Source organism: Flavobacterium sp. LC2016-12, assembly GCF_015351595.1.
Lineage (GTDB): Bacteria > Bacteroidota > Bacteroidia > Flavobacteriales > Flavobacteriaceae > Flavobacterium.
On record NZ_JADKPT010000001.1, the window covers coordinates 447,374 to 460,995 of the forward strand.

Annotated in this window: 15 protein-coding genes; 2 read left to right on the forward strand and 13 right to left on the reverse strand. The window is 32.7% G+C overall.

The features are described from left to right. The first annotated feature begins 18 nt into the window (after positions 1-18). Both IRZ99_RS01910 and IRZ99_RS01915 read left to right on the forward strand, forming a co-directional pair. Complete coding sequence (locus IRZ99_RS01910) at positions 19-1,947, forward strand: discoidin domain-containing protein (protein WP_194655658.1); 1,929 nt, start codon at positions 19-21, stop codon at positions 1,945-1,947. A gap of 84 nt (positions 1,948-2,031) precedes the next feature. Beyond that, positions 2,032-3,420: a M20/M25/M40 family metallo-hydrolase gene (locus tag IRZ99_RS01915; protein ID WP_194655659.1), complete on the forward strand. Its 1,389-nt coding sequence runs from the start codon at positions 2,032-2,034 to the stop codon at positions 3,418-3,420. Between the two features lie 117 nt (positions 3,421-3,537). On the opposite strand, the gene IRZ99_RS01920 is transcribed toward IRZ99_RS01915, so the two are convergent. From IRZ99_RS01920 to prmA, 13 genes are all read right to left on the reverse strand, one after another. Continuing rightward, the gene (locus IRZ99_RS01920) at positions 3,538-4,215 is read right to left on the reverse strand and encodes a YiiX family permuted papain-like enzyme (RefSeq protein WP_194655660.1); all 678 of its coding nucleotides are present in this window, start codon (positions 4,213-4,215) and stop codon (positions 3,538-3,540) included. Positions 4,216-4,312: 97 nt separating this feature from the next. Next, positions 4,313-5,218, reverse strand: coding sequence for a hypothetical protein (locus tag IRZ99_RS01925; RefSeq protein ID WP_194655661.1), 906 nt, complete (start codon positions 5,216-5,218; stop codon positions 4,313-4,315). Between the two features lie 18 nt (positions 5,219-5,236). Next, positions 5,237-6,055: a 3-deoxy-8-phosphooctulonate synthase gene (kdsA, locus tag IRZ99_RS01930; protein ID WP_072971167.1), complete on the reverse strand. Its 819-nt coding sequence runs from the start codon at positions 6,053-6,055 to the stop codon at positions 5,237-5,239. A gap of 263 nt (positions 6,056-6,318) precedes the next feature. Beyond that, complete coding sequence (locus tag IRZ99_RS01935; protein ID WP_194655662.1) at positions 6,319-7,119, reverse strand: arylamine N-acetyltransferase; 801 nt, start codon at positions 7,117-7,119, stop codon at positions 6,319-6,321. 157 nt (positions 7,120-7,276) lie between these two features. Next, positions 7,277-7,909, reverse strand: a complete 633-nt coding sequence (locus tag IRZ99_RS01940; protein ID WP_194655663.1) for a hypothetical protein — start codon at positions 7,907-7,909, stop codon at positions 7,277-7,279. 501 nt (positions 7,910-8,410) lie between these two features. Further along, complete coding sequence (locus IRZ99_RS01945; protein ID WP_194655664.1) at positions 8,411-8,734, reverse strand: hypothetical protein; 324 nt, start codon at positions 8,732-8,734, stop codon at positions 8,411-8,413. 3 nt (positions 8,735-8,737) lie between these two features. Further along, a complete protein-coding gene (locus IRZ99_RS01950; RefSeq protein WP_194655665.1) occupies positions 8,738-9,118 on the reverse strand; it encodes a hypothetical protein in 381 nt (126 codons plus the stop codon). 48 nt (positions 9,119-9,166) lie between these two features. Then, a complete protein-coding gene (locus tag IRZ99_RS01955; RefSeq protein WP_194655666.1) occupies positions 9,167-9,730 on the reverse strand; it encodes a hypothetical protein in 564 nt (187 codons plus the stop codon). 27 nt (positions 9,731-9,757) lie between these two features. Then, complete coding sequence (locus tag IRZ99_RS01960) at positions 9,758-10,210, reverse strand: 2-dehydro-3-deoxyphosphooctonate aldolase (protein WP_194655667.1); 453 nt, start codon at positions 10,208-10,210, stop codon at positions 9,758-9,760. A 117-nt stretch (positions 10,211-10,327) separates the two neighbouring features. Then, positions 10,328-11,005 carry a lysoplasmalogenase gene (locus tag IRZ99_RS01965; RefSeq protein WP_194655668.1) on the reverse strand — a complete coding sequence of 226 codons (678 nt, stop codon included), beginning with the start codon at positions 11,003-11,005 and terminating at the stop codon, positions 10,328-10,330. A 9-nt stretch (positions 11,006-11,014) separates the two neighbouring features. After that, entirely contained in the window at positions 11,015-12,286 is a 1,272-nt protein-coding gene (locus IRZ99_RS01970; RefSeq protein ID WP_194655669.1) for a sterol desaturase family protein, read from the reverse strand. 64 nt (positions 12,287-12,350) lie between these two features. Then, positions 12,351-12,626 carry an ATP-dependent Clp protease adaptor ClpS gene (locus tag IRZ99_RS01975; protein WP_194655670.1) on the reverse strand — a complete coding sequence of 92 codons (276 nt, stop codon included), beginning with the start codon at positions 12,624-12,626 and terminating at the stop codon, positions 12,351-12,353. Positions 12,627-12,661: 35 nt separating this feature from the next. Then, positions 12,662-13,495: a 50S ribosomal protein L11 methyltransferase gene (prmA, locus tag IRZ99_RS01980; RefSeq protein ID WP_194655671.1), complete on the reverse strand. Its 834-nt coding sequence runs from the start codon at positions 13,493-13,495 to the stop codon at positions 12,662-12,664. Between the last annotated feature and the right edge of the window lie 127 nt (positions 13,496-13,622).

Below are 13,622 nucleotides of genomic sequence, written 5' to 3' on the forward strand. Positions count from 1 at the left end.
TCCAAATAAAATGAAACTATGAAAAAAGCATATCAAATCACATTGCCAATTCTATTGTTTTTGATGATTTTCAACAACAATGTTTTCGCACAAAAAACGAATATTCCCGGAAAAACGGAATGGTTCGATCCGAATAAATCGGCAACGACTTATTGCAACCCAATTAATATTGGTTACAATTATACTACACTAAATCATAATGGAATTCCGGAATCACGCCGTTCAAGCGCGGATCCGGTTATAATTACTTTTCAAGGAGAATATTATTTATTTGCCACAAATCAGGCTGGATTCTTCTGGAGTAAAGACATGTCAGATTGGAAATTTGTTTACGGCAGTTTTCAAAGAAAGCCCGGAGATGATGATCAATGTGCGCCAGCTGCATGGGTTGTAAATGACACTTTGTTTTATGTGGGTTCAACCTGGAAAAGTGATCATCCCATCTGGAAAACAGCCGATCCAAAATCAGGACAATGGTTAAGACACGTCGATAAAGCAATGCTGCCAACCTGGGATCCTGCAATTTTTCAGGATGACGATAAAAAGGTCTATATGTACTACGGTTCAAGCGGAAAGTTACCTTTAGTTGGAGTTGAAGTGGATTATAATACCTGGCTTCCAAAAGGAAATCAGGCAGATTATGAAAGATTATACAAAGCGACAGAAGTAGAGGATATTCAGCGTCCCTACGGTCAGATAAAAGAAGTGGCTATTTTAGATCCGTCAAAGCATGGTTGGGAACGCTTCGGACCAAACAATGATATGGAGCCTGCACCCTGGGGGAATTTTATTGAAGGAGCCTGGATGACCAAACATAATGGTAAATATTATATGCAATATGGTGCGCCGGCAACTGAATTTAAAGGATATGCCAATGGCGTTCATGTGGGAGATAATCCTTTGGGGCCATTTACATATCAAAAACACAATCCGATGTCATACAAACCAGGCGGATTTGTAATTGGAGCCGGACACGGAAACACTTTTGCAGATAATTACGGAAATTACTGGAACACCGGAACCTGTAAAATCTCTATAAAAGACCGTTTTGAGCGTCGTATTGATATGTTTCCTGCGGGATTTGATAAAGATGATGTAATGTATTCCATTACGGCTTACGGTGATTTTCCGATCGTTCTGCCAACTTCTCAAAGAAATCAGGAAAAAGGAGCTACTTCAGGATGGATGCTGCTTTCATATAAAAAACCTGTCACCGTTTCTTCTGCCGAAGAATGTAATGAAGTAGAAACTCATAGAGTGGATAACGGCGGAAAAAAAGTATATGAGAAATTCTGTTATGGTGCTGAAAATTTAACCGATGAAAATATTCAAACCTATTGGTCAGCAAAAACAGATGCACCTGGTGAATGGATGCAGCTAGATTTAGGTAGGTCTATGGAAATCAATGCACTGCAAATTAATTATGCTGATCATAAAGCGACGCAGTACAACAAGGCTATGGATATTTATTATCAATATAAAATCTTCATGTCTGATGATGCCCAAAACTGGACATTAGTGGTTGATAAATCTCAAAATGCTAAAGACGTTCCGCATGATTATGTAGAGTTATCAAAATCAATTAAGGCACGTTACATCAAAATGGTAAACATTCATAATGCTTCAGGATTATTTGCAGTTTCAGACTTTAGAGTTTTCGGAAATGGATTAGCAGCAAAACCAAAAGCAGTTTCTAATTTTAAAGTTAACAGAAATGCAAAAGATTTCCGAAATGCAATGATTAGTTGGAAAAAACAACCAGATGCAGTGGGTTATAATATTTATTACGGAATCTCTTCAGACAAATTATACAACAGTATTATGGTGTATGATGAAGCTTCGTATGACTTTAGAGGTTTGGATAAAGGCACAAAATATTACTTTACTATAGAGGCTTTTAATGAAAACGGAATTGGCGTAAAAAACAAGTTAATAGAGGTAAAATAATTTAAGAAAAGTTGTACTGAATTCTGTGGCAGGTCTAAAGAATTTTGTTCCTTTGTGCAACAACCCAAAAACATAATTAAACCTATGAAAAAAACGATTCTTTTAACTGTTTTAGTTTTAAACGGATTGACATCTTTTGCACAGTCGAACGATGAGAAAAACATCAAATTATTCTATAAAAAGGCTTTAACCGAGTCAAAATGCTATACTTGGCTAGAGTATTTATCTAATGATATTGGAGCTCGTTTATCTGGCTCTGCAACTGCCGAAGAAGCCGTAAAATACACAAAATCACAATTAGAAACTTTAGGACTTGATAAAGTATACCTTCAGGAAGTTATGGTACCTCATTGGGTTCGTGGTGAAAAAGAAACGGCTTTTATTTTAGATAATAAAATTAAAACTGCAGTTCCAATTTGTGCTTTAGGAGGATCAATTGCAACACCAAAAACAGGACTTACTGCTGAAGTTGTTGAAGTACAGGGTATCGACGAATTAAAAGCTTTAGGAGATAAAGTAAAAGGTAAAATTGTGTTTTTTAACAGACCAATGAATCCTGAAAATATCGGAACTTTTGAAGCTTATTCAGGCGCCGGAGATCAAAGACGCAGTGGGGCACATGAAGCCGCTAAACTAGGAGCGGTTGGAACTATTGTGCGTTCTTTGAATTTACGTTTAGATGATTTTCCTCATGCAGGAGGGCAATCATATGGGGATTTGCCAAAAGCACAATATATTCCAGCAGCTGCAATTAGTACAAATGGAGCAGAATTGTTAAGCAAATTATTAAAAAATAATCCAAGTCTAAAATTTTATTTTAAACAATCTTGTGAAACTTTACCAGATGTATTATCTCATAACGTAATTGGAGAATTGACAGGTACTGTAACTCCGGAAAACATTATGGTAGTTGGCGGTCACTTAGATTCCTGGGATTTAGCTGATGGTTCTCACGACGATGGAGCAGGAGTCGTACAAAGTATGGAAGTAGTTCGTATTCTTAAAAATTTAAATTACAAACCAAAAAATACAATCCGTGTAGTATTGTTTATGAATGAAGAAAACGGTGGAAAAGGTGGCGCTAAATATGAAGAAGTTTCAAAACAAAAGAACGAAAATCATATTTTTGCTTTAGAAAGTGATTCTGGTGGATTTACACCAAGAGGATTTTCTATAGAAGCTGATGATGCAAATTTGAAAAAAATTCAAGGATTTGCACCTCTTTTTGAGCCATATTACATTCACAGTTTTATAAAGGGACATGCTGGATCAGATATTGATCATTTAACTTCTAAAACGATCGTGAAGGCAGGTTTACAACCAGATTCACAACGTTATTTTGATTATCACCACGCAGCAAATGATAAATTTGATGCTATTAACAAAAGAGAGTTAGAGCTTGGAGCAGCGACCATGACATCATTAATTTATTTAATAGACCAAACCGGAATTGTTCTTCCAACAACGAATTAATTAAAGGATTTTAATTTATAAAGAAAAAGCGATGATTACTCATCGCTTTTTTTATTTGAAAATATCTGTGTGAATCTGTTTTTATCAGCAAAACCCATGGCTAAAACATTTAGCTGTTTAATAGGTATCAATTACAGTTTTTAGTAAATTAGAATCAACAAGATCAGAAGGAGCAACTACTTTTTCTTCAAGCGGAATATCATTTCCATATCTTTCTTTAAGTATTTTCTGGACTCTTTCATCTGTCAAATTAAAATCTTTTAATTGCTTAGGTTTTGATAATTCTATTCCGGCGCCATTTTTATAAATCTTCCAGATTAATTCAGAGCAATAAATCCTGGTATCCGTCCATTCAAAATAGGCATCGTATTCCTTGCCCAGAAGTTGTTTGCCATACGTTTTCATTTTATCAAGAGTTCCCTCAGTTAAAATAGTTTCTGCATTCTTGAGTCTCTTAACAACATATTTATGATCTTTTCCATGTGAAATCCATTCCTCAAGAGGTGTTATTTTTACAGGCTGTACAGCTTCTAAAACAAATTGTCCGCCATTGACGAAAAAAATAATGCCGCAATGTGAGAATTTTGAATTGGTAGCAATTCTTACTGCTTCACATTGTTTTGATTCTGACGTTTGAAAAATAAGGTCTCCATCATGAATTTTATTCGATACAGCATTTTCCGGCTTTTTTCCAGAAAATGGATTGTTCGGAAAAACCTTCATCGCAACAAACAAAGCACAACCAAAGCTCAGTAAAAATGTAATGATGGGAAATAGATATTTTGATTTTGTCATCGTTTGACTTTTATGAATAAAGTATGTTGTGGCAAATTAAGAGCAAAAAAAATAGTTACCAAAATGATAACTATTTTTAAGTATACTTTGTGAAATATTAGATTCTAAAAATTCCTCCTACAGCAATAATTCTTTGAAAGAAGAAAAAGTCTTGCGAAGCTTTGTCTTCATTGCTAACAGTAGTTCTAATATCCTGCATGTTAATGTAACCTCCTTTTAACTCTCCTTGTAAGTAAAAATACTTGAAGAAAGTAAAATTAATTCCCGCCTTTGCAGATAAACCATATCCGGAAATGTGAAAGTCGTCATGACGTTCTTTTCCTAAAAGAGTTGCATTGGTTTTAGGATATAAAACTCCGGCACCCAAACCTTCAGTTAAGTTAATCTGAACTTTATCTGTATTTGGTAAACCAAACCATTTCGAAATATCGTCATGTCTGGAAACCTCAGTATTAATATAGTTCAAACCATCTGTATGCTCGTACATTAAAAATGCAGGAGGGTTTCCCTGAACAGTACCTTGATCAAAACCACCTTCCTGAGCTCCATATAGAGACATATCTACAGGTGTATTATTATAAACTCCGTTGTAAAAAGATCCAGCCTGATCAGCAGGTAAATTTATAGTACCAGTAACATTTGCTATTTGATTTTGTGTCATCACATATTTCATGTGATCCCAACCAATAGAAACGCTATAATGGTCGTTAAAGAAATATCCCATTCTAAAATTAGTTTGTGGGATAGTCATGTTTGCCGGATTCACATAATCAATATGGTATCCTTTTGGTTTATCATGAGCTTTCATATCAGCAACCGTAAAGTTGTAATCTTTTCCTCTGAAGTTTACATCAGATTCAGTATAACTGTCTCTGTTACCACCCCATGAAACGAAGAATTTCCCTTTATTATGTGATGTGTATCTTTCTACTGCGATTTCTTCCTGAGCAAAAGTGTTTAATGAAAAGCACACCAGGAAGAAAAATAAAATATTTGTTTTCAATGAACGTGTATTAAAAAATTAGAATGAGTTAACTGTTTTTCTAATGGCAACCAATTTGGTCATTAAACCTTCAAAATAGTCTAAATGAAGCATATTAGCACCATCACTTTTTGCGTTAGCAGGGTCAAAATGAGTTTCGATAAAAATACCGTCAACACCTACAGCAATACCCGCTTTGGCAACAGTTTCAATCATATCAGGTCTTCCGCCCGTAACACCGGCAGTTTGGTTAGGTTGTTGCAACGAGTGCGTTACATCAAGAACCGTAGAAGCATATTGCTGCATAGTAGGAATTCCTCTAAAATCAACAATCATGTCCTGATAACCAAACATAGTACCACGATCTGTAACCATAACATTCTCATTATGACAGTCTAATACTTTCTGAACAGCATGTTTCATACTTTCCGGACTCATAAATTGTCCTTTTTTCAAATTCACCACTTTTCCTGTGTTTGCCGCAGCAACAACAAGATCAGTCTGGCGTACTAAGAAAGCCGGAATTTGTAATACATCTACATATTGAGCAGCCATATCAGCGTCTTCATTAGTATGAATATCTGTTACGGTTGGAACATGAAATGTCTCTGACACTTTTCTTAAAATTTTTAATGCTTTTTCGTCACCAATTCCAGAAAAACTGTCGATTCTAGAACGGTTGGCTTTTTTAAATGATCCTTTAAATACATAAGGGATCTGAAGTTTGTCGGTAATACCAACTAATTTTTCAGCAATTCTAAGAGCCATTTCTTCTCCTTCAATAGCGCAAGGTCCCGCCAATAAAAAGAAATTCCCGCTATCAGTATGCTTAATTTGTGGAATATGTTGTATGTTCATAATATGATTTTTTGACAGTGCAAAGGTAGTTATGATTTATGAATAGCGGATGAGGATTTAAGATTATTTTAAGAAGCTAATCCTGCTATCTGTTGCAATCTTTTTCTCCAAAACCTTTTTTTATTGGTCTTTGCAGGAGCTTCCTCCGGTCGCTCTGCAAAAACCATAAAAAATAGGCTTTCTCAAAAAAGGATTTCCACTTCTATCAGGGCTAGAAGTTTGGTGGAATTATGAGTTTTTAAGAAGTTTTGAATTAGTAAGTATTAAGATTTTTCCAGTCTCAAATTAAATTCAGTTTCCAGGATAGTATTCAATTGACTATCCTCAAAAGAAAAAATTTCAGAGACCCCATTTGTCATTACTTTTAAGGAATTTTTAGATAATATTTTTTTGCCCAACGGATTTTGTAAAACCACAATTAATTTTTGTGTAAAAACCGAATCCTGATGCGAGTAATTGTAATAATTGGCAGGTTTAAAATCGATCCATCTTTGTGGTGTCAAATCAAACGAATATAAATTAGACCATTCTTGTCCGATCATAATTTGTAATAAAAATTCATTTTCTTTTGTCTTCACCAAAGTAAAAGTATCAAAATCATGCTGAATCTCAGTTCCAATTTTACTCAGTTTTAAAGGCTTTCTAATACTGTTTCCTCCAAAACCTAAATCAATCAGATAAACTTCATTTTCAATAGTAGCAATAATACCCAAATGCGTCTTAGCATTCTGTCCGGGATTCACCAAAGGACGCGCCGCAACATAATAATGCGGAACTCCAATTTCCTGCAAAACCAATGAAAACAAACCATTAATCTGATAGCAATATCCACCGCGATTTTTAGTTACAATTTGCTCTACAATATCATCGCCATTAAGCGATATTACTTTTTTAGACTGAACATCGATATTCTCAAATGGAACACTGAATAATTGACTGCGCATCAGTTTTGTAATACCTTCAATAGTTAATTCAATTTCCTCTGAAAATTTGATTCTGTCTAAGTATTGTTGCAAATTGAAGCTTGTTGCTTCAATTTTATATTGATTTTTTGATTGTTCCATTTTAATTTTTCTATACAATCAAAATTAAAGTATTTAAACAAGTAGAGGGAAGAGTTTAACTTATTTTTTGAGGATTTAGAAAAGCTTGAATCTTCATAAATTTGCCACTCCAATAATTTAAATATCTTATTTATTCTACTTTTAATTCAATAAAACTTTAATCATTCTCAATTTCTTTTCTTTTTAAAAGAGTTTTAATTACGCTATGTAAAACATTAGTATTCCAATCGTTCAAATAGCTATAACCACGATTTATGTTCACTGCATCATCTTTAGAATAAATAGCAAAATAAGTAGTATAACTTCTGGTTCTAACTTTCTTCCAAGGAATAAATTCATTTTTTGATTTCAAAGAGGCAGTGCTAAGAATAGTTAAGCCATCTTTAGTGAGAGTGACTTCACCAATTTGAATTTCTTCACCTAATTCATGTTTTTGAATATAGGTGCTAGCAATTTCTCCAAAATAAAGGTCCCATAAAGAGTCTAAAATTTCATTGCAAAGTTTATTATATTCATCTTTCTTTCTGCCAAAATAAGTTTTAAAATTGATCTTAATAATTTGATTATCATTACTACGAATCGATATAACATATTCTCTTCCGAAAACGAATTTATATCTCATGAATTTTACTCCAAAATTATATTCAGCTATTTCATCTTTTTGAAAAGTGATAAAGGAATCATTTTTTAAATCTTTACTATCAAATTTTATTTGGTTTTGCTCTAAGATTAGTTTTCGAGGATAGTTGTCTGTAATGCCTCTTCGGATGATAAACTCTTTTGGATTCATTTATTATTTATTTTTTTGCTTTGTCATTGTTATTGAAAGGCTCGTGTTCTCTTATATCTAACATAAAAAATCCAAAATAGAATTTGTCCGATAAAAAATAAAATATCCATAAAAATATGAAAATAGACGACGATATAAATCTGATTAATAAAGTGGTCCGGATCAACGGAATGGAAGTTAAGCAGGTCATAAAGATTTATTTTACCAAATAATACTCCAGGAAAAGTTAACGAAAAATGGATTAAGAATTTCTTATAACTAATCTCTTTAGTTAATTTTGAAAGCTTCCAATAGTGAAATGTTACAATACTTAAAATTATAAATTTGATCAAATTTATAATTATTTGACCTGGAATAATAGTAGTATGCCATCCCGGAATTATCGAATAGAAAAAATCAGAATTTATAGTTAGAATAGCAATGTAATAAGGAAATACTGCCAGTGATAAAAGGGTGAAAATTATAAAAGCTGATTTTGTTTTCATTACAATTTATGTGGGCTTAGCTTATTAGCTTTCGCTGTTTTATAAAATATTGTACGGCAATAGTCACTAATAACACAATAGTCAAAAATAGTAGAAGAAATATAAGACCCGCTATAGGAGTCAGACATCTGGCTTTGTCTGGATGCTCATCAAAATATTTTGAAAAATTATAATAAGCAACGCCAAAAATAGCACTTGAAAAAAGTATTTGCAAAATGAAACTTGTCAAAGACACTTTTCCAAACGTCATCGGCGTAGTTTTTCGAATGGCTTTTGTTCCATATACAAATTGAAACAATAAAGGTAGTATCATTAAGATTAGAGATAGTAGTCCTAACATAAATTAGTTTTTTATTACGGTTTCTAGCAATTTTTTCTCTTTAAGTTCAACTATTTTATCAAATGTCAATTCCTTAATTTTTAATTCCTTTTCACTTCTGAAAACTTCATATTTATTTTCTATCTGATTTATATAAACTAATTCATATAAATCTAAATTGTCATTTTCTTTTGTAATTACATCAGCCCTTTTCCAATTTTTTGTAATGACACCAAACTTTTGAGTTTGCCTGTTTACAATGATATCACCACTTTTTGAATCAAAATAAATCTGTTGCAAATCGCCGTAATGATCTTCAATTTCCATTGAATATAATCCAGAAACGATTACTACTAAAAGAGTCGATACTATTAATACTATACTTACAAGTATTTTTCTTTTCATTTAATCAGAATATGAATTGCATTGAGTTATAATTGGTTGCAAGGATATTTAAAGACTAGATTTCCTCCATTTATACAACATTGCCCTTTTTCGATTATCAATATCATTTATTCTAAAACCAGTAACATCTTCAATTTTATAAACTACCGGTCCCTCATCCTGGCCTAGTTTACCAACACAATTTAAAATAAAGTCGCTTTCTGAAACTTCAATAACAAATCCCGAAAAATAGTCAGAGTTATTAATTTCAATACTTGTAATAATATCCAAATTGCCTTCCATTTGTTTGATAATTTCATAATCCCAATTATCATTATCAGAAATAGCAATATTAATTTTTTCTTCTTTTTCTAACTCTTTCGAATAATCAATAACGACTTGCATAGCCTTTGCATAATCATCATTAAAATCAACATTTTGAATTGCTGAAATCTGAGCTATGATTTGTCCGTCAGGTTTTCCGAAACTTGTATAATGCTGAATTTTGATTAGAGTTTCATTAAAATCAATAACATAACCACACCAGAACTTATCATCGTCGCGATATTTCCAAACTCCTATTAATTCTTTATTTAATTTTGATCTTTCTAATATTTGATTGAAAATGCTCATTTTTATTTTTTGTCTTTTTAGTAATTTCTATTCCTTCTTCAAGCTCAATCCCATCGGAACCATCAAAATTCCTTTTTCATATACATTCAAATAAAGCTTAATAGGTTTCTTTTGTCCTGGCCAGGTCAATTCATATACATTTAAAAAGCCAGCTCCCATATCACTTCTTTTGGTTGGAAAAGGACAACAGGTTTCTAATCTTTTATATGTTATTTTTTCACCATTTGGACCGGCAAGAGCGTTTAGAAAACGAGTTTCGTTCAAAGCTTCATCTCGGGTATTTCGGTAAAAAATATTCACTGGATAATCAGGATCGTAACCATATTTTTTGTCTTTGCTGAAAAGTGTTATCGCAAAAGTATTGTCTTTCTTCAAAATTAAATCAGGAGCATTATCATCAACATTTTTTAAAGTGGATTTTGAACTCACGCAAGAGGTTGCAGTAATGAGTAAAATGATAAAAAAAGCTATTTTTTTCATGGTTTAAGAGTATTGGTCTTACAAATGTAAAGAGTAAAATAGTTTTTGCCATAGATTAAAGGATTAAAAGATTTAAAAAACCAGTGAAAACCTGTTCAATCCGTGTGCCATAATAAGCTATTCTGCCTTTTTGGGATTCAGTTTTAATATTCCAACTACAATCAGATATTGTGCCACAAGATAAGTCAGCATAATAAAAAAGGAACTTCTTTCGATTGGTGCATAGAATTTGTTAATTGCCAAAATACTATCTGAAATTACAAAGACAATTGCTCCCACAAAAATGTATTTATTTCCTGGTTTTTCCCAAACTAAAAATCCGTTAAAAGCGAATAAAAGCATGATGGAGATTACACTAGCGTAAATAATAACAGGTAGTTTTAAATCACCTAAAGAAGGTAATAGAACCAAAAGCATTCCGATCAGATAGAATGCGACAAGAAGACTTCCAATTCCGAAAGCAATTTTATTTTTATGAACTCGGGCTTTTATTTGCTTGTTAAACAGGACGCAATAAATAATATGCGCTGTTAGAAAAGAAACTAGGCCAAGTATAAAATAAATTTCAGCGATATCCGCAAAAAGTAAAATCACATCTCCAATCCATGAAAACAATAAAGCCGCCAGAAGTGCTTTTTTAGTTGGGAAACTGCGATAAAAGTAAGTTCCAAAAGCCAATAACGGAATTAAAATTGGTTTTAAAAAGAGATCTAAAGTTTCATATCCGGCAAGTAAAATAATTAGGTAGAGTACGCTAAAAGCAACGTACGTTTTAAAAATGGTGGAATTTCTCATAATTGGGGGTTATGAATTTATTAATTGGTTTTGAGTAGTTTTAAAATCTTTTGTAATGAAATAAGCGTAAGTCAGAAATGACAGGCTTAAGTAACCTAAAATAATATAATTGGAGAAAGGAAAAATCTGGTTTAAGCCAAACCAATCTCCGTAATACGTGATAATGGCAATAGCTATACTAAAACGCAATCCTTCCCAAAAAATGGCATATTTATTTTTATCCATCAATTCACAATAACTGTAAATAGTTATTAGAATAAAAAAGCCATAAATAAAGATATTAGGCAGTCCAATTTTGGCAATATTATCAAACAAATAAGTAACAAATAAAAGCGTTATTAAGACTTGAGCAACCGACCAGTAAATAAGCTTTTGAGAGTTTTGTGTCCCATATTTTTGAAAATCATAAACATTCTCAATTTTGTGTACAGGGTATTTTTCTTCAAAATTTGCAGGACGCCATCCGGTTGGTTTAAACCAGATAGTAAGCTTATCCTTCCAGTTGTCTGCACGCCACGCATCTTTAATTAATAAAGTGAGATGCTGAAAATTAATCTTAATCGGATTCCAGGTATGTGCTGGTCTCGTGATGCCAAAAACAGGTGGAACATCATCAAGTTCAGCTTGAAAAGTACCAAAAAGTTTATCCCAAAAAATAAAGATTTGCGAATGATTTTTATCCAGATATTCCGGATTTATGGCATGATGAACACGATGGTGAGAAGGAGTGACCAGAATATTTTCAAGAACCCCCATTTTTTTAATGTGCTTTGTATGATACCAAAATTGCAGAAATAAATGCAGTGGTAAAGTAATAGCAATTACAGAAGCGGGAACGCCTAATAATGCTGCCGGAATCAATAAAAAAGTAAATAAGTTTGCTAAACTTGAAATGGGCTGACGTAAGGCGCAGGCTAAATTAAACTCTTCACTGCTATGATGAATGGCATGTTTGTTCCAAAAGAAATTAATTTGATGTGCCCATCTATGGCTCCAATATCCATAAAAATCGATAACGAAAAAAGCAATGCAATAGGAGAGGACATTGGCTTCAAGATGATAAAAAGCAATATTAGAAACCAGCCATTCGTATGAAATAAAAGTAAGGCTTAAGCCTAAAACATCTTTCACCGAGTTGGTAATTCCAGAGCTGATACTCGATACGCTGTCTATCAATGGTGCAGTGTCTTCTTTTTTATAGATGCCGTAAATTTTTTCAATTATAATTAACACCAAGAAAATAGGTGTGGCGATAATTAATATTTTTCCGTATTCTTCCATAAAAAAACATTCTATTTTATTCCAAATATAGAATAAAATAGAATGTTTTTTAAATTATTTACAATTAAACAATTTCGGCGCTAAGTCCAGCTTCCAAAAGTTGTGTACATTGAGGTTTAAGTTTGTCTATTGGCCCTGTTTTTACAGTGCATTTTCCATTGTAATGTACAATTAAGGAACATTGTTCTGCTTGTTCAGCCGTGTGACTGCAAACACGCATTAAAGTGTCAATTACGTGATCAAAAGTGTTTACGTCGTCGTTATAAACAATGATTTCGTTATTGAAACCAACTGCTTCTTTTACCTGAACTCTTTCTCTTACTTTTTCTTTAGTACTCATGTTTTTAGGTTTTTGTACTGTTGTAATTACTAAAACTAATTTACGTATTTTAATGAAACCCAGTTGTTTCTTTGAAATTTTTTAACATATGTCAACCCTTTTTCAGTGCACGAAGCATCAATAAAAGGAATATCTTCTTCATAAAAACCACTAAATAAAATGATCCCATCTTTATTTAAACAGTCTACATAACTTTGCATATCATTCAACAAGATATTTCTGTTGATGTTAGCAATAATAAGATCATATTTTTTACCGGCCAATAAAGCTGCATCGCCTTCATAAACGGTGATGTGTTTGCAGTTATTGCGTTCGGCATTTTCTATAGAATTCAAATAACACCAATTGTCAATGTCAATGGCATCAATTGGCTGAGCGCCTTTCATTTCAGCTAGAATGGCTAAAATTGCAGTTCCGCAACCCATGTCTAAAGTTTTTAAACCTTTAACATCCATTTCTAATAAATGCTGAATCATCATGTGTGTAGTTTCGTGATGACCTGTTCCAAAACTCATTTTTGGTTCGATTACGATATCAAACTCGGCATCTGTTTTTGGATGAAAAGGAGCACGAACATGGCATTTTCCGTCTACATCAATCGCTTCAAAATTCTTTTCCCATTCTTCGTTCCAGTTTACCTGATCGATTTCTTCAACAGTATATTCAATTTTAAATTCTTCAGACTGTAAAATATAAATGTCATCCAGAATGTTTTCATCCCATAGATCTTTCTTCACATAAGCAGAAATTCCGTTCTCCGTTTCTGTAAAAGTTTCAAACGCTTTTTCGCCTAATTCAGCAATTAAAATTTCTGATCCCGGTTCTTTCGGCTCAATCGTAAAATGATATCCTAAATATATATTTGACATAAATAATTTTTTTGCAAAGGTAACAATAGAATGCAGAAGTTGCTTATAAATCTGGTAGAACATTTTTAATTTAAGAATAAATTAAAGCACAAAAAAAGCGTTCGCACAGCGAACGCTTTTTTATATA

Bases quoted from the DNA above. Each gene is read 5' to 3' on its own strand.
- IRZ99_RS01910 (WP_194655658.1), top strand. From the start codon at position 19: ATGAAAAAAGCATATCAAATCACATTGCCAATTCTATTGTTTTTGATG.
- IRZ99_RS01915 (WP_194655659.1), top strand. From the start codon at position 2,032: ATGAAAAAAACGATTCTTTTAACTGTTTTAGTTTTAAACGGATTGACA.
- IRZ99_RS01920 (WP_194655660.1), bottom strand. From the start codon at position 4,215: ATGACAAAATCAAAATATCTATTTCCCATCATTACATTTTTACTGAGC.
- kdsA (WP_072971167.1), bottom strand. From the start codon at position 6,055: ATGAACATACAACATATTCCACAAATTAAGCATACTGATAGCGGGAAT.
- IRZ99_RS01935 (WP_194655662.1), bottom strand. From the start codon at position 7,119: ATGGAACAATCAAAAAATCAATATAAAATTGAAGCAACAAGCTTCAAT.
- IRZ99_RS01940 (WP_194655663.1), bottom strand. From the start codon at position 7,909: ATGAATCCAAAAGAGTTTATCATCCGAAGAGGCATTACAGACAACTAT.
- IRZ99_RS01945 (WP_194655664.1), bottom strand. From the start codon at position 8,734: ATGTTAGGACTACTATCTCTAATCTTAATGATACTACCTTTATTGTTT.
- IRZ99_RS01950 (WP_194655665.1), bottom strand. From the start codon at position 9,118: ATGAAAAGAAAAATACTTGTAAGTATAGTATTAATAGTATCGACTCTT.
- IRZ99_RS01955 (WP_194655666.1), bottom strand. From the start codon at position 9,730: ATGAGCATTTTCAATCAAATATTAGAAAGATCAAAATTAAATAAAGAA.
- IRZ99_RS01960 (WP_194655667.1), bottom strand. From the start codon at position 10,210: ATGAAAAAAATAGCTTTTTTTATCATTTTACTCATTACTGCAACCTCT.
- IRZ99_RS01965 (WP_194655668.1), bottom strand. From the start codon at position 11,005: ATGAGAAATTCCACCATTTTTAAAACGTACGTTGCTTTTAGCGTACTC.
- IRZ99_RS01970 (WP_194655669.1), bottom strand. From the start codon at position 12,286: ATGGAAGAATACGGAAAAATATTAATTATCGCCACACCTATTTTCTTG.
- IRZ99_RS01975 (WP_194655670.1), bottom strand. From the start codon at position 12,626: ATGAGTACTAAAGAAAAAGTAAGAGAAAGAGTTCAGGTAAAAGAAGCA.
- prmA (WP_194655671.1), bottom strand. From the start codon at position 13,495: ATGTCAAATATATATTTAGGATATCATTTTACGATTGAGCCGAAAGAA.